This is a genomic window from Streptomyces collinus (assembly GCF_031348265.1).
Taxonomy (GTDB): Bacteria; Actinomycetota; Actinomycetes; order Streptomycetales; family Streptomycetaceae; genus Streptomyces; species Streptomyces collinus.
Window position 1 is genome coordinate 5,399,890 of record NZ_CP133771.1, and the last position, 15,956, is coordinate 5,415,845.

General features: G+C 72.9%; 9 protein-coding genes. 8 read left to right on the forward strand and 1 reads right to left on the reverse strand.

From position 1 onward, the window contains the following. Positions 1–38: 38 nt before the first annotated feature. The 7 genes from RFN52_RS24725 (at position 39) to RFN52_RS24755 (ending at position 13,019) form a co-directional block, all read left to right on the forward strand. Complete coding sequence (locus RFN52_RS24725) at positions 39–2,558, forward strand: serine/threonine kinase C-terminal domain-containing protein (RefSeq protein ID WP_184849089.1); 2,520 nt, start codon at positions 39–41, stop codon at positions 2,556–2,558. Between the two features lie 167 nt (positions 2,559–2,725). Next, entirely contained in the window at positions 2,726–4,588 is a 1,863-nt protein-coding gene (locus RFN52_RS24730; RefSeq protein WP_184854020.1) for a serine/threonine-protein kinase, read from the forward strand. 92 nt (positions 4,589–4,680) lie between these two features. After that, positions 4,681–5,901: a serine/threonine-protein kinase gene (locus RFN52_RS24735; RefSeq protein WP_184849091.1), complete on the forward strand. Its 1,221-nt coding sequence runs from the start codon at positions 4,681–4,683 to the stop codon at positions 5,899–5,901. A 122-nt stretch (positions 5,902–6,023) separates the two neighbouring features. After that, positions 6,024–7,679, forward strand: a complete 1,656-nt coding sequence (locus RFN52_RS24740) for a serine/threonine-protein kinase (protein ID WP_184849093.1) — start codon at positions 6,024–6,026, stop codon at positions 7,677–7,679. 71 nt (positions 7,680–7,750) lie between these two features. Continuing rightward, positions 7,751–9,427: a serine/threonine protein kinase gene (locus RFN52_RS24745; protein WP_184849094.1), complete on the forward strand. Its 1,677-nt coding sequence runs from the start codon at positions 7,751–7,753 to the stop codon at positions 9,425–9,427. Positions 9,428–9,563: 136 nt separating this feature from the next. Further along, complete coding sequence (locus tag RFN52_RS24750; RefSeq protein ID WP_184849096.1) at positions 9,564–11,186, forward strand: succinic semialdehyde dehydrogenase; 1,623 nt, start codon at positions 9,564–9,566, stop codon at positions 11,184–11,186. A 45-nt stretch (positions 11,187–11,231) separates the two neighbouring features. Further along, positions 11,232–13,019, forward strand: a complete 1,788-nt coding sequence (locus tag RFN52_RS24755; RefSeq protein WP_184849098.1) for a GMC family oxidoreductase N-terminal domain-containing protein — start codon at positions 11,232–11,234, stop codon at positions 13,017–13,019. Positions 13,020–13,112: 93 nt separating this feature from the next. Here the strand turns inward: RFN52_RS24755 and RFN52_RS24760 are convergent, their stop codons facing one another. After that, positions 13,113–14,099: an LAETG motif-containing sortase-dependent surface protein gene (locus RFN52_RS24760; protein ID WP_184849100.1), complete on the reverse strand. Its 987-nt coding sequence runs from the start codon at positions 14,097–14,099 to the stop codon at positions 13,113–13,115. 224 nt (positions 14,100–14,323) lie between these two features. Here RFN52_RS24760 and RFN52_RS24765 point away from each other — a divergent pair, with 224 nt between their 5' ends. Further along, complete coding sequence (locus tag RFN52_RS24765) at positions 14,324–15,505, forward strand: hypothetical protein (RefSeq protein WP_184849101.1); 1,182 nt, start codon at positions 14,324–14,326, stop codon at positions 15,503–15,505. The last annotated feature ends 451 nt before the right edge of the window (positions 15,506–15,956 follow it).

The following is a 15,956-nucleotide window of genomic DNA, read 5'->3' on the forward strand; positions in this document are numbered from 1 at the left end:
GAACGGATGTGACCGAACGGGCTGCCGGGGGAGGCAACGTGGACGACTACGCGGGCCGGGTGCTCGCCGACCGCTACCGCCTGCCGCTGCCGCCGTCCGACGAGTACGAACTCACCGAGACCCGGGCCTTCGACACCTACAGCGGGCAGGAAGTCCTGGTCCGTCAGGTGCCGTTGCCCGAGGTGGTCGAGGCCGAGGTCCTCGACGCGGAGGGGCTGCCCGACGGTTTCACGGCGCGTGACGGTGGTGCGCGGCGTTCCGGCGCCCGCGCGGGCACCCGGCGGCCCACGGACCCGGTGGTGCGGCGCGCGGTCGAGGCGGCGCAGGCCGCGGCGGCCATTCCCGACCACCCCCGGCTCGACCAGGTCTTCGACGTGTTCGCCGAGGGCGGTTCGCTGTGGATCGTCAGCGAGCTGGTGGCCGCGCGCCCGCTGGCGGCGCTGCTCGCCGAGAAGCCGCTGACGCCCTACCGGGCGGCCGAGGTGGCCTCCGACGTCCTGATGGCCCTTCGGGTGCTGCACGCGCACGGCTGGGTGCACCGGAACATCACCGCGCGGACGGTGCTCGTCTGCGACGACGGCCGGGTGATGCTGACCGGGCTGGCGGTGGGCGCGGCGGAAGAGGCCCTGTGCGGGTACGACCCGGTTCCGGAACCGCCCTTCGAGGAGTCAGGGCAGCGGCCGGGACACGAGGGTGGCGCGGGGCCGGTCAACGGCGCGGGCGGTCCGGGGGGTCCGGGGCCTGCAGGTGGCATCGGTGGCGCGGGTGATCCCGAGGCCGCGCGGCGCGCCGCCATAGAGGCCCGGGAGGCCAGGGGACTGCCCTCGGCAGAGGGCGAGACCACGGGTGGCGGCCCGGTCGTACCGGCGCGCGGACCGGTGGAGGAGAGCGGAGACCCCCGGGCGGCGCGTGCCGGGGCGATCGCGGCCTACCGGGCCGGTGCCCGGGCTGCCGCACGGGTGCAGGAGGCGCAGCAGGGCGGGCGTGCGGCCCTGCCCGGAGCCCGCCCCGCACCGGACGGCGGGACGGCGCCCTACGGCAACGGGCCGGCGCAGTCCCCGTACATCCCCGGGCAGGGCAGCGCCCCCGGGGCCGTACCGCCCGGACGGATCGCGGACCCTTACGGCGTGGGCGGAAATCCACGGACCACGGCATGGCACGGCGCCACGCCCCGCGGCACCACCGGCGGAGCGCCGGTGCCGCAGAGCCGGGAGCAGGCGGCGCTCCCTCCGGCTCCGGACACCGCCGCCCACGGCGAGCCCACCCGCTGGGACGACCTGGCCGCCGACACCCCCGCCCCCCGGCGCGGCCCGGCCACGGCGCTGGCCGCCGAGCGGGCGCGGCAGGCGCGGATGGCCGTGGTCGGGCCCGTCACGGAACGCTGGGCACCGGAACAGGCCGGCCCCGTGCACGAGAACTGGCAGTTGGCAGCGCCGATCGGTCCCGCGACCGACCTGTGGGCGCTCGGCGCGCTGCTCTTCAGGGCCGTGCAGGGGCACGCGCCCTACCCGGAGGAGTCGACGGCCGAGCTGGTGCAGATGGTGTGCGCGGAACCGCCCGCGTACGCCGAGGAGTGCGGGCCGCTGCGGCCGGTCGTGGAGTCGCTGCTGCGGCAGGACCCCACCGAGCGCCTCGACTTCGAGGAAGTACGCGGCTGGCTGCGCTCGCTGGTGCGCTCGGCGCCCGAGCCGGAGGCCGGGGTGCACGTCGTCCCCGCGCCGCCCGTGGACGCCCGCCGGCTGCCCGTCGTACGGCGCCGGGGCGAGCTCGTGCGCAGGCGGAAGGCCGGGCTGCCCGCACATCACGGGCGGCACAAACGGGCCCGTAAGGAATCCGGTTCGCCGCATCGCCTCGGCCGCACCCTGCTCGTGCTGGTCCTGCTCGCGATGGCCGCGGCGATCGCCTACGCCATGCTCTTCATGCCCAAGTCGGGGACCGACGGCGGGGACGGCGCCGACCGTACCGGTGCCGCCGGTGAGGTCAGCCAGGCGCCCGAGCCGGACGCCAGCAGCGAGCCCCGGCCCGACCAGACGTCCCCCGAGCCGGAGAAGAGCCCCAAGTCGTCGGCCGACACCACCGAGACGCAGACCACCGGCCCGGACGTCGCCGACGGCTTCGCCCTGCGCAAGGACTCGGCGGGCTTCCAGGTCGCCGTCGCCCAGGGCTGGGACCGCACCCCGCGGAGCGGCAGCGGACAGGTCGTCTACTCCAAGGGCGACTTCGAGCTCATCGTCGTCGCGGGACGGGACAGCGCGTCGGAGTACGGCGACGACCCGATGGCCTACCAGCGGGAGAGGGAGCGCGAGCTGCAGCCGTACCGCGACTCCAGCTGGGCCACCTCCACCGGGCTGAAGACGATCGAGGTGGGCGGACGGACCATGGCCGAGGGCCAGTTCACCTGGACCGGCGGCGACGGGGGCGAACTGTACGTCCGCAACCTCGCGATGCTGGTCGACGGGCGCTACCACGTGGTCCAGGTGCGCGGCCCGGAGTCCGAACGGGACGAGGTGACGCGGCTGTACGAGCAGGCGGCTGCCACGTACAAGGTGACGGGCTGAGCGACCGGCGCGCCGCCTGTACGCCGCGGTTCACCCTCTGGTTGCCTCCCGTCCCGGCAGTCGACAACCGTCACAGTGCGGTCACCGTGGTACCCCGCTTGTTCCCAGGGTGAGGGCGGGTCCTTACGCTGACCCTGTCAAGACCATTGCGGGGCAACGTGAATCAGATGCAGGGCCTGCTCGTCGCGGGCCGCTACCGGCTGGCCGAATCCATCGGCAGTGGCGGCATGGGCCGGGTCTGGCGCGCACATGACGAGGTGCTGCACCGGTCGGTCGCCATCAAGGAGCTGACGGCCGCCCTCTACGTGTCCGAGAGCGAGCAGGCGATCCTGCTGGCACGCACCCGGGCGGAGGCCAGGGCGGCAGCGCGTATCAACCACTCCGCGGTCGTCACCGTGCACGACGTACTGGAGCACGACGGCCGCCCGTGGATCGTGATGGAGCTGGTCGAGGGCCGCTCCCTGGCCGACGCGGTCAAGGAGGAGGGGCGCGTCGAGCCGCGCGAGGCCGCCCGCATCGGCCTCTGGGTGCTGCGGGCCCTGCGCGCCGCGCACACCGCCGGGGTGCTGCACCGCGACATCAAGCCGGGCAACGTCCTCCTCGCCCGCGACGGACGCGTGCTGCTCACGGACTTCGGCATCGCGCAGATCGAGGGCGACACGACCATCACGCGCACCGGAGAGGTCGTCGGCTCGGTCGACTACCTGGCGCCCGAGCGGGTGCGCGGCCACGACCCGGGCCCGTCCTCCGACCTGTGGGCGCTCGGCGCGACGCTCTACACCGCGGTGGAGGGCCGGTCGCCGTTCCGCCGCACCACACCCCTGACCACCATGCAGGCCGTGGTCGAGGAGGAGGCCGCCGAGTTCCGGCACGCGGGCCCGCTCGCGCCGGTCATCACCGCCCTGCTGCGCAAGGACCCGGGCACCCGACCCGACGCGTCCGAGGCCGAGCATCTGCTCGCCGAGGCGGCGGAGGGGCGGCGGCCGAACGGGGCACAGGCGTATGTGCCGACGCAGTACGGGGGGCCGTCGCCGTACGGAGGGACGACGCCGTACCGGGACGCCCACAGCGGCACGGGCGCGGGGACGGCCACCACGGGTACCTCCGGCACCGGGCAGGCCGGCACCGGACACGTGGACACCGGCCGGGCCGGCACCGGGCACATGGGTACCGGGCAGGCCGGCACCGGGCACATGGGCACCGGGGGCACCGGCTTCAGCACCGGTTCGGGGTCGCACACCGGGACACCGCTCCCGCCCCTGGCAGGCAACCCGGCCACCGGGACGTCCACGGCCGGTACCGCGCCCTACGGCCCGACCGGCCCGACCGGTTCCGTGGGCCCCGCCGGCCCGGCCGTCGGCGGCCCGACGGCGATCAGCCCGCAGCCGGCCCGTTCGGGCAGGCGCCGCCGGCTGCGCACCCTCGCCCTGGTCGTCGCGCTCGCGGCCATCATCGGCGGAGGTACGGCCGTGGTGCTCCAGCAGTGGGACGGGAGCCGGCCGTCACAGAGCGCCGGCCCCGATGAGTCGACTCCCACGGAACGGCCCGGCGGTTCGGTTCCGGCCAGCTGGATCCGCTACGACGACCCCGTGGGGTTCAGCCTCTACCTGCCCAAGGGCTGGAAGCGCAAGCCCTTCGGCCCGCAGGGCGAGCTCAAGCAGATCGACTACTCGCCGGACGGCGGCAGGCACTTCGTCCGCATCGCCATCGACACGTCACCGGACTTCGCCGACCCCTACGCGCACCAGCTCGACCTGGAGCAGCAGCTTCAGCGACTGGTCGACTACAAGCGGGTCACACTGGAACGCAACGTCTACCGTGACCGGCGGGCCGCCCGGTGGGAGTACACCTGGACCGCCCAGCCCAAGGACATCAAGTTCCCGGGCCCGCGCCGGGCCGTCGAGGAGACGTACGTCGCCCGCGACGGCACCGAGTACGCGCTCTACATGTCGGCCCCGGCCGCGGACTGGGCGACGGCGCGCAAGCGGTTCACCTCGCTGCTCCAGGGCTGGCAGGAGAAGACCTCCTGAAGCAGGGGCACTCCTGACAGCGGGATGTCTGTTTCGGCCACCCGCGCCTCGCCGCCCCGGAGGGGTTCCGTCCGTTGGGGCATGATGGCCGCATGGGGACCGAGGGGCGCAGCAGGCGTGTCATCGCGGGCCGTTACCGGCTCCAGGAGAAACTCGGTCGCGGCGGCATGGGCGTGGTCTGGCGGGCGACCGACCAACTGCTCGGCCGGAGCGTGGCCGTCAAGGAGCTCCCCTACGACGAGACGCTCTCCGCGGCGCAGGCCCGCCGGCAGCGGGACCGCACGCTGCGTGAGGCCCGGGCCGTCGCCCAGCTGAGCCACCCGCACATCATCGTCGTCCACGACGTCGTCGAGCATGACGAACGCCCCTACATCGTCATGGAGTTGATCGAGGGCGGTTCGCTCGCCGACCGGCTCGCCCAGCGGGGCCCGGTCGACGCCGCCGAAGCGGCCCGCATCGGCATCGCCCTGCTCGGCGCGCTGGGCGCCGCGCACGCGGCCGGGGTGCTGCACCGTGACCTCAAGCCGGACAACGTGCTGCTGGAAACCGGAACCGACCGGGTCGTCCTCACCGACTTCGGCATCGCCCAGGTCGCGGGCGCCCCCACGCTCACCGAGAACGGGGCCTTCGTCGGCTCGCCCGAGTACACCGCGCCCGAGCGGATGTCCGGCGTGCGGACCGGGCCCGAGTCCGACCTGTGGTCGCTGGGCGCGCTGCTGTGCGCTGCCCTCAGCGGGGAGTCGCCGTTCCACCGCGACTCACTGGGCGGCATCCTGCACGCCGTCGTCGTGGGCGACATCCAGCCGCCCGCGCAGGCCGGGCCGCTCCTGCCCGTCGTACGCGGCCTGCTGGAACGCGATCCGGACCGGCGGCTGGACGCGGACCGGGCCGAGCGGATGCTCCAGGCCTTCCGCGACACGGGCCGTACGCCGCCGGTGCCGCCGGCGGGGTTCGGTTCGTCGCCCGGGTACGCGGCGGCGGTGGGGGACGTACCGCGCCGAACGCCGCAGGATTCCGCCGGAGGACAGTCGCCCGGGCCGTCCGCGGTCCTGCCCGGTCCGGGTCGGCCGGAGGAGCCCTTCCTGCGCCAGCCCACGCGGCGCGTGCTCATCGCGGCGCTGCTGGTCGCCGCGGTGGCGGGGGCGGGGGTGTCCGCGGCGGCGCTGCTGAGGGAGGAGGGCACGGGGGACGGCGGCCCCATGCCGACGAGTTCCGCGACGACGAAGCCGAAGACGGCGAAGCCTGGGACGACGAAGCCGAAGGCGCCGCCACCACGGCCGGCCTCCCCGAGCACGCCCGCGCCCACCCCTTGACCATCGCCCGATCACCTGAATCGCCATAAAAGGGGAGAACGGCCCCTTGTGAAGTCACGGGTCTGTGACCGGCTCGCGTCCTTTGTGGATCCGCGGGCGGTTGGCGCGATATGGATGAACCCATGAGCAGCAACGGGGGAGCCCGATCCGGGGCCGACGAGCCGACGAGTTTTGTTCTGCAACCGCCGAACCAGCAGGCGCCGGTACCGGGCAATCCCTATGCCACGCCGACCGCGTCACCCACCCAGGTCGTGCCGCCCCAGTCGGCCCAGGCGACCGAAGACCCCGGTGCGGGGCGCCTCATCGCCGGGCGCTACCGGCTGCTGGCCAAGCTCGGGCACGGCGGCATGGGCACGGTGTGGCGGGCCAAGGACGAGACGGTGGACCGGGAGGTCGCCGTCAAGGAACCCCGTGTCCCGGAGCATCTTCCCGAACGTGAACGTGCCAACGCCTTCGAGCGAATGCGCCGCGAGGCCCGTGCGGCGGCCCGGCTCGACCACCCGGCCGTGGTCGACGTGCACGACGTCGCGGTCGTGGAGGACCAGCCCTGGATCGTGATGGAGCTGGTGCGGGGCCGCTCGCTGGGCGACGCGCTCCAGGAGGGCACCCTGTCCGCGCGCGAGGCCGCCCGGATCGGCCTGGAGGTGCTCGGCGCGCTGGAGGCCGCACACGAGGCGGGGATCCTGCACCGTGATGTGAAACCGGACAACGTGCTGCTCGGCCAGTACGACCGGGTCGTCCTCACGGACTTCGGGATCGCCCAGATCGAGGGCGAGACCAGTCTGACCGACACGGGCGGGTTCGTCGGCTCGCCCGAGTACATCGCGCCCGAGCGCGTACTGGGGCAGCGCCCGGGCCCGGCCAGCGACCTGTGGGCCCTCGGCGTGGTGCTGTACGCGGCGACGGAGGGCGTCTCGCCGTTCCGCCGCAGCAACACTCCGGCCACGCTCCAGTCCGTCCTCAACGCCACGCCCGCACCCCCGGCCTCCGCCCCGGGCCCGCTCGCCGAGGCCATCAACGGCCTGCTGGACAAGGACCCGGCCCGCCGCCCCAACGCCGCGCAGGTGCGGGCGCTGCTGGAGGCGGCCGCGAACCCGCCCGCCGCCCAGCTCACACAGGCGGTGCGCGTCACAGGCCTGGGCGATGGCGGCCCGCGCGTACGGCTCGGCCGCAAGGCCTGGTTCGGACTGGGCGCCGCGGCCGTCGCGGCGGCGGTGACGGCGTACCTGGTGATCGCGGACCCGTTCGCCGGGCCGCTGCCCGACGGCTGGGAGATCAGGCAGGAGAAGGACCTCGCCGCGTCGCTCGCCGTCCCCGCCGGGTACCAGCGGACCGTGCCCGACCGGAAGTCCGACCAGGGCCACTGGGTCACGTACAGCGACTGGAGCGGCAGCGTCTGGATCAACCTGAGCCTGGAGAAGAAGGCCGAGGACACCGGCGGCAACATCGCGAACTCCGCGGCCGCCGAAATGTACGACGACGACACCCGGTTCAAGGAGAGCGGCAGCTACGAGCTGGACATGGACGAGGGGCCGAAGAAGACGGACCCCGGGACGACCACGTACCGGGACGAGAAGGCCGCCCGGAACACCGTCCCCTTCACGACCGACGACAGCGAGAACCCACGCCCCCGGGAGTGCCAGATCTTCTACTACCGGACCCCCGGCGGCGACATGTACAAACTCACCGTCAGCTACCCGGACAAGAGCGATTTCACCGCCCGCGGACGCGAGGTGGCGAGCACGGCGATCGCGAATCTGGACATCGACAAGACCTGATTCCGCCCCTTCAACTCGGTCGCAAACGACCCGCGTCGACAAGGACGCGCCCCGCGGGGTACTGATGGGGCATGAGCAACGACGGGGGCGGGACGGACGACGCCCAGGGCCGGCTGGTCGGCGGGCGCTACCGGCTGGTCGAGCGCATCGGCTCCGGCGGCACGGGCACCGTCTGGCGGGCCCTCGACGAAGTCGAACAGCGTGAAGTCGCCGTCAGGCAGCCGCGGTTGCCGGGCGGCCCGGAGGACGGGAGCCACCGGCGGGCGGCCCACCGGCTCCACCGCGAGGCCCGGGCCGCCGCCCGCGTCGACCATCCCGCCGCCGTCACCATCCACGACGTGGTCGTCGAGGCGGAGCAGCACGACGAACAGCTGGGACCCGTGGGCCCCGACGAACTCGACGCGGCCGAGGCGCTCGACGGACTGCCGTGGATCGTCATGGAGCTGGTGCCCGGCGAGTCCCTCCACGACAGACTGCGGCGCGGACCGGTCGACGTGCCCGAAGCCGCCCGGATCGGGCTCGCCGTCCTCGGTGCCCTGCGTGCCGCGCACGCGGTCGGCATCGTGCACCGGGACGTGAAGCCCGCCCATGTGCTGCTCGGCCCGCACCGGCGCGTCGTCGTCACCGACTTCGGCATCGCCCATGTACAGGGCGAGGACCTGCTCACCGCGAGCGGGGAGACCGCCGCGGGTTCGCCGGAGTTCGTCGCGCCCGAGCGGATGTCCGGCCGCATCGCCGGGCCCGCCTCCGACCTGTGGTCCCTGGGCGCCCTGCTGTACGCGGCCGTCGAGGGCGCGTCCCCGTTCCTGCGGGCCACGCCGGAGGCCACCCTCGCCGCGATCCGCGCCGCCGAGCCGCCCGAACCGACGCGGGCCGGACCCCTCGGACCGCTGATCGCACGGCTGCTGGTGCCGGACCCCGATCAGCGGCCGGATGCCGAGGAGGTCGCGAAGGAACTGGAGGCGGTGGCGGGGCCCGCACCGTTCGAGGCGGCAGCGCGGACGGCCGAGCACATACGGAAGCCGGACGATCGGACCGCACCCCGGCCCGACCCGGTGCCCGCCGCCGTGTCCTCAACCGCGCCCGCCGCGCCCGCCGTTCAGTCCGCACCCGCCTCCGCCTCCGCCGCCCCACCCGCCCGTGACACACAGCACGACCCCCTACCCCCCAAACGCCAGAGCCTCCTCCGCCCCGGCCCCCTCGCCCTCCTCTCCGCGTTGCTCGCCGGCGGCATAGGGGCCGTCACGCAACTCGCCGAGACCAGCAGCGCGGAGAGCGCCGGGCAGGCCGCCGACGCGACCGACGTCTGGAGTCCGCACCCCGAGCCGGACATGGCGGCCGTTCTGCACCTGCCACGCCACTACCGCCCGCTCGACCGCACCGGCAGCGCGGCCGACCAGCCCCGCACGGTGCTCTACGGCGACGGGCGGACCGGCACGATCGAGGTCCGTCTCCTCTTCTGGGACAGGGCCCCTGCCTCCCCGGCGGAACAGGCCGTCAAGACGCGGGAGACCAGGGGAGAGACCCGGTACACCCGCACCAGCGTCCAGGGCCATGAAGCCGCCCTCGTCGACACCGCGTACCGCCGGGGCGAGACCCCCCGGCGGCTCATGAGGCTGGTCATCCGCACCGATGACGACCGCATGTACGAACTGCGCGTCGACATGCCCAGGGGCACGCCGGAGGAGGAAGAGGGCACCTCGGTGTTCGAGGGGGCCCGGGACCGTCTCGGGATCGTAAAAGGCTGAATCACACCCGCCGGTCACCCACAACGTCCTGATCAGCGCGTTTGTTGCCAGCAGTCACTGGCGTCGTGTGTGCACTCGGTGAAGCCGTATTACCGACGGGTACCCAAAGCCTCCGTCCCGGCATACCCTGCGCCTCATGACGGACGCGCAGGCCGCAGAGAAGACGGCACAGACCGGCACGAACCCCCTTGCCCCCGCCCCGGAGGGCGCCCGCACCGCCGCGGACGTGGTGACGCCGGAGCTGGTCGCCCAGCTCACCAAGGGTGTGGCCGGTTCCGGCCGGACCGCCAACCACACGCCGTTCACCGGCGAGAAGCTGGCGGACCTCCCCGAGTCGACGCCCGAGGACGTGGCGAGGGCCTTCGAACTGGCCCGCGCCGCCCAGGCCGTGTGGGCGCAGACCCCCGTACGACAGCGGGCCGCCGTCCTGCTGCGCTTCCACGACCTGGTGCTGGAGCGCCAGGCCGAGGTGCTCGACCTCATCCAGCTGGAGACCGGCAAGGCCCGGCTGCACGCCCACGAGGAGGTCCAGGCCGTCGCGGTCGCCGCCCGGCACTACGGCCGCAAGGCCCCCTCCTACCTGCGGCCCAAGCGGCACGCCGGAGCCATGCCGACCCTCACCAAGGTCACCGAACTGCGCCACCCGCGCGGTGTCGTGGGCCAGATCGCCCCCTGGAACTACCCCCTGGAGCTGTCGGTCGGCGACGCGCTCCCGGCCTTCGTCGCGGGCAACGCGGTCGTCATGAAGCCGGACACCGAGACCTGCCTGACCGCCCTGTGGGCCCGTGACCTGCTCATCGAGTCCGGGCTGCCCGCCGACGTCTTCCAGGTCGTGCTCGGCGACGGCCCGGTCGTCGGCCCGGAGGTCGTCCGGCACGCCGACTACGTCTCGTTCACCGGCTCCACCCGCACCGGCCGCGAGGTCGCCCAGGGCGCCGCCGCGCGGCTGGTCGGCGTCTCCCTCGAACTCGGCGGCAAGAACGCCATGCTGGTGCTGGAGGACGCCGACATAGAGAAGGCCGCGGCCGGAGCGGTCCGCGCCTGCTTCTCCTCCGCGGGCCAGCTCTGCATCTCCATCGAGCGGCTCTTCGTCCACGAGTCGATCGCGGACGCCTTCCTGGAGCGCTTCGCCGCCCGGACGAAGACCATGCGCCTCGGCACGTCCCTGGCGTACGGCGCCGACATGGGCTCCCTGGTCGGGGAACGCCAGCTCGAAACGGTCACGCGGCACGTCGAGGAGGCCGTCGCCAAGGGCGCGAAGGTCGTCGCGGGCGGTGTGGCGCGCCCGGACATCGGCCCGTACTTCTTCGAGCCCACGATCCTCGACGGAGTCGCCACGGACATGTCCGTCTGCGGGGAGGAGACCTTCGGGCCGGTCGTGTCGGTCTACCGCTTCACCGACGAGGACGAGGTCATCGAGCGCGCCAACGCCACGGCGTACGGCCTCAACTCCTCGGTCTGGACGAAGAACGGCCGCCGCGGCCAGGAGGTCGCCGCCCGGCTGCGCACCGGCACGGTCAACATCAACGAGGGTTACGCCCCCGCCTACGGCAGCGTCCAGTCGCCCATGGGCGGCATGAAGGACTCGGGCCTCGGCCGCCGCCACGGCTCCGAGGGCATCCTCAAGTACACCGAGGCCCAGACGGTCGCCCACCAGCGCGTGCTCCCCATGGCCCCCTCGCTGGGCATGGACGACGAGAAGTACGCCCAGTTCATGAGCCGCAGCCTCCGCCTGATGAAGGCGTTCAGGTTCCGGTAGACCACCCGCACCACCCGCACTGCACACTCGAAGGGGAGACGGCACGTGCCTCAGGACGCTTACGACTACGACGTCATCGTCGTGGGTTCCGGATTCGGCGGCTCGGTGACCGCCCTGCGCCTCACCGAGAAGGGCTACCGCGTAGGCGTCCTGGAGGCCGGCCGGCGCTTCACCCGCGAGACCCTCCCCAAGAACTCCTGGGACCTCAAGAACTACCTCTGGGCGCCGAAGCTCGGCATGTACGGCATCCAGCGCATCCACCTCCTCGGCAACGTCATGGTCCTGGCGGGCGCGGGCGTCGGCGGCGGTTCCCTCAACTACGCCAACACCCTCTACGTCCCGCCGAAGCCGTTCTTCGAGGACCCCCAGTGGCGTGACATCACGGACTGGCAGGAGGAGCTGAAGCCGTACTACGACCAGGCCCGCCGCATGCTGGGCGTACGGCTCAACCCGACCATGACGCCGTCGGACGTCCATCTGAAGGCCGCCGCGGAGCGGATGGGCTGCGGCGACTCCTTCCACATGGCCCCGGTCGGCGTCTTCTTCGGCGACGGCGAGGACGCCGACGGCTCGGCGAAGGCCAAGCCCGGCCAGGAGGTGCCCGACCCGTACTTCGGCGGTGCGGGCCCGTCCCGCAAGGCCTGCGCGGAGTGCGGCGAGTGCATGACCGGCTGCCGCCACGGCGCCAAGAACACCCTCAACGAGAACTACCTGCACCTCGCCGAGAAGGCCGGCGCGGTCGTCCACCCCATGACCACGGTCGTGTCGGTCACCGACGACTCGCGCGGCGGCTACGCCGTCGCCACCCTGCCCACCGACGACCGCGGCAAGAAGAAGGGCCGCACCTTCACGGCCCGCCGGGTCGTCCTCGCCGCCGGCACCTACGGCACGCAGACCCTGCTGCACCGCATGAAGGCGGGAGGCCAGCTGCCGCACCTCTCCGACAAGCTGGGCGAGCTGACCCGCACCAACTCCGAGGCCCTGGTCGGCGCCCAGACCGACGACCGGCGCTACCGCAAGGCGCACGGCGCGCCCAAGGCCGACTTCACGCGGGGCGTGGCCATCACGTCCTCCATCCACCCGGACGCGAACACCCACATCGAGCCGGTCCGCTACGGCAAGGGCTCCAACTCGATGGGCGGCCTGTCCATCCTCCAGGTGCCGTACGCGGGGACAAACTCGGGCGCCTCACGGGTCCTGGGCTTCCTCGCCAACGCGGCGAAGCACCCGCTGCTGGTGCTGCGCTCCCTGTCGAACCGCCGCTGGTCGGAGCGGACCATCATCGGCCTGGTGATGCAGTCGCTGGACAACTCCCTGACGACCTACGTGAAACCGTCGGGTGTCGGCCGCGGCCTGCTCACCGCCCGCCAGGGCCACGGCGCCCCCAACCCCAAGCAGATCAAGGCGGCGACGGAGAGCGCGTCGGCACTCGCCGCCGAGATCAACGGCTTCGCGGGCTCCAACGTCGGCGAACTGATGGGCACCCCGCTCACGGCCCACTTCCTGGGCGGCTGCCCCATCGGCGACTCCCGCGAATCCGGCGTGATCGACCCGTACCACCGCCTCTACGGCCACCCCGGCATCTCCGTCGTCGACGGCGCCGCGGTCTCCGCCAACCTGGGCGTCAACCCGTCCCTCACCATCACCGCCCAGGCCGAGCGGGCGATGTCGTACTGGCCCAACAAGGGCGAGTCCGACCCCCGTCCCCAGCAGGGCACGGCCTACGAGCGGCTCCAGCCGGTCGAGCCGAAGTCCCCGGCGGTCCCGGCGGAGGCGTTCGGCGCGCTGCGGCTGCCGTTCCTCGGCATGCCGGCCGTGCCGCCGAAGAAGTAGCCGAAGTCGGCAGACAGAAGAGGGACCTGCGCCCCCCTCCGAGCGCAGGTCCCTCTTCTGCTTGGTGCTGCGGCCCGTGCGGGCCGCTGTGGCTTACGCCTGCGCGCCGGCCTTGCGGCGACGGACGACGAAGATCGCGCCGGCACCGGCGACGACCGCGGCACCGCCGACCAGGCTGATCATCGGCAGGGCGGAGCTGGAGCCGGTCTCGGCGAGGCTGCCGGTGACCTCCGGCGTGTTGCCGCTCGGCTTCTCGTCGGTGACGGGCGCCTTGCCGCCTTCCTGCGGCTTGGTGCCACCGGTGTCCGTGCCGGAGGAGACGATCTGGAACTTGTACGACACGTCACCGAAGCCGGTGCACTCGGCGTCGTTGTCGCCGTAGATCGTCGCGCCGAGCGAGAAGCCGGCGCCGACCGGGGCGGACTTGCTGACGTTGAGGCGCAGCGGGATGTCGACCTCGTACTCGGGCTTCAGCTCGTCGGTGTAGCCGACGTAACCGACCGCGTAGCCGCCCTCGTTGAGGTCGACCCAGATCTTGTCCTGGGGGTCCCAGGCCTGGAGCCGGACCTGCTTGCTGGAGAACAGCTCCTCGCCGTTCTTGTCGGGGGAGGCCCCGGCGAAGAAGTCGAGGTCGTTCAGCGTGGAGTCGGAGTTGTTCAGCACGTTCAGCGAGAACTTGTGCCAGCCGCTGCCCGCCGCGATCTTGCCGGGCAGGCCGGAGATGCTGACGTCGACCTTGGTGTCCTCACACACGGAGGGCTCGGGGTCCGGGGACTCCGACTCCTCGGGCTCGGACGCGCTCGGCGCCGGGGAGGACTCGCTCGCGGACGCGCTCGGCGAGCTGGACGTCTCGGGAGCGGACTCGCTCACGGAGGCGCTCGGAGTCGGCGTCGTCTCGGCGGGGGTGGACTCGGTCGCCGACGGCGAGGGCGTCGTCTCGGCCGGAGCGGACTCGCTCACCGAGGCGCTCGGCGCGGGCGTCGTCTCGTCGGTCGCGTACGCGGCCGGTGCCGCGAGCAGTGCCACCGGGGCTATGACCGCCGTAGCGGCCGCTGCTGCCATGGCGCGGCGAAGCTTCATGAAGACCTCGGAAAGTCCGGCGTACCGCGGGATGCGGCACGAACGTTGGGGGAGGCCTCCGCGTGTGGGGCGCGGGAGTGGCCCTTGGTTCGGCTGGTTTGATCCGTGAAACCTGTGAATGGTTGTGCTGGCATTCACAGAATTCTTATGTGGGCTGAGTCACACCGGTGATCTTCCAGTGGAGGCTTGTGAAGGCGCTTTCCGCGCGCTTAGATCTTGGCTTCGTGTCTGACAAGCCGTCCGACGATCAGCAGTCGGCCTCGGAACTCCCCGACGACGTCTGGGAACAGTTCACCCGCGACACCGAGCGGGACATCCGTTCCTCCGCCCCCAAGGAGCCGTCCGCACGGGCCCGCATGGTGACGGAGCGGCTGCGTGAGCAGGACGCCCGGGGCGAGACGCCTCCCGGGTGGCGCACCGGCCCCGCCATGGGGGTCCCCCCTGGTCGAGCGAAGTCGAGAGCTTGGGGGAAGGAGATGAACGGGCGTGCCGCCCGGCGCCGCAAGCTGTGGGCCTTCATCGGCGTCCCCCTCGCCGCCGCCGTGGCGCTCGTGGCCCTCAAGCCGTCGCTGCTGCCCGGCGACCCCTTCGGCACCGGGGAGTCCGCTGCCGCGGAGGCCTCACCGCTGCCCGACGAGACGGCGGCTCCCACCGCCGCTCCGGGTGCGTCGGACCCCGAAACCCCCACCCTGGACCGGCCCTTCGCCGGCTCTCCCGCCGAGCGCTGGGCCGACGGCGAGGCCGGCATCGTCCTGCCCGAGGCGAAGGCCGTCGGCGCGGTCTCCGAGGGCCGGGTGGAAGAGGCGCTGAAACTGACGAAGAAGCTGCTGGTGGGCGCCAACCTCGACCCGAGGACCGTACGCGGGGCCCGCCCCACGGCCGCGCTGTCCGTGCTCGACCCCAAGCAGCCCGAACTCCTCGACGATCTCGACACCGGCCTGCGCTCCCCGAGCGACGAGCACGACCCGGTGACGCTGTTCAGCCGCTTCGACCCCGACGAGGTGCGGCCGGCCGGCGACGTGATCAAGACCCGGGGGCGCATGACGTTCAAGAAGGGCACGCAGGGAGGTGTGGCTGTGCGCGCCGACTACACCTTCGTCTACCCCGTAGTCCGGGCGGACGGCCCCACCGAGGTCGCCCGCACCATCGTGCGCCGGGTCCTCGACGTCGAACTCGCCGACCCCGGCCGCTACGAGGTCACACCCGGCCGCCTGCTCCTCATGAACTACGACCAGGAGATAGGCAACTCCTCCTGCTTCGTCGACGACGGCTACCTGCACCCGGAGTTCCCGTCGAGCAAATCCGCGGGCCCGGACCCGAGCGGCCCGGCGACGGACCCGTACGACCGGAGCAGGGAGCTCGAACGCGGCGACGGCGGCGACTGCGGGACGGTGACCCGCACCTGAGCAGAGCGAAGGGCCCCGCGGGGTGGAGCCGCGGGGCCCTTCTTCTCGTCAGCACCGACGTCAGGGCAGCGCCGGTGCCTGGAAGCGGCGCCGGGGGGTTGCGCCGCTGGTCTGTACCTCTGGCAGTGGGGCAATGCGGGTGCCCGCTGGGGGACTTGGACCGTGTAGGCATCGTGCTGGATGAAGGCGGCGCCCGCAACCGTTTGACCCAGACTTGTGCATTTATGCAAGGTCCGCCGGTCGGCTCCGGGCGTCCCCGGAGCCGACCGTTCTCATGGGTGACCGGGCTGCTGTCCCCTGCCGTCCGGTCACTTCCCTGGAGCGAGGTCCCACGACGCACGGCACGATCCGTGCGTCTCATCGCCCCAGTGAGCCACGCGTGGTTCTTTCGAGCCCGCGCCTGGCTGGCACGGACACCGGGACCAACGAGGTGATGCCGGGCCGGTCACGC

Coding starts and splice junctions, on each gene's coding strand:
- RFN52_RS24730 (WP_184854020.1), top strand. CDS start 2,726: ATGCAGGGCCTGCTCGTCGCGGGCCGCTACCGGCTGGCCGAATCCATC.
- RFN52_RS24735 (WP_184849091.1), top strand. CDS start 4,681: ATGGGGACCGAGGGGCGCAGCAGGCGTGTCATCGCGGGCCGTTACCGG.
- RFN52_RS24740 (WP_184849093.1), top strand. CDS start 6,024: ATGAGCAGCAACGGGGGAGCCCGATCCGGGGCCGACGAGCCGACGAGT.
- RFN52_RS24745 (WP_184849094.1), top strand. CDS start 7,751: ATGAGCAACGACGGGGGCGGGACGGACGACGCCCAGGGCCGGCTGGTC.
- RFN52_RS24750 (WP_184849096.1), top strand. CDS start 9,564: ATGACGGACGCGCAGGCCGCAGAGAAGACGGCACAGACCGGCACGAAC.
- RFN52_RS24760 (WP_184849100.1), bottom strand. CDS start 14,099: ATGAAGCTTCGCCGCGCCATGGCAGCAGCGGCCGCTACGGCGGTCATA.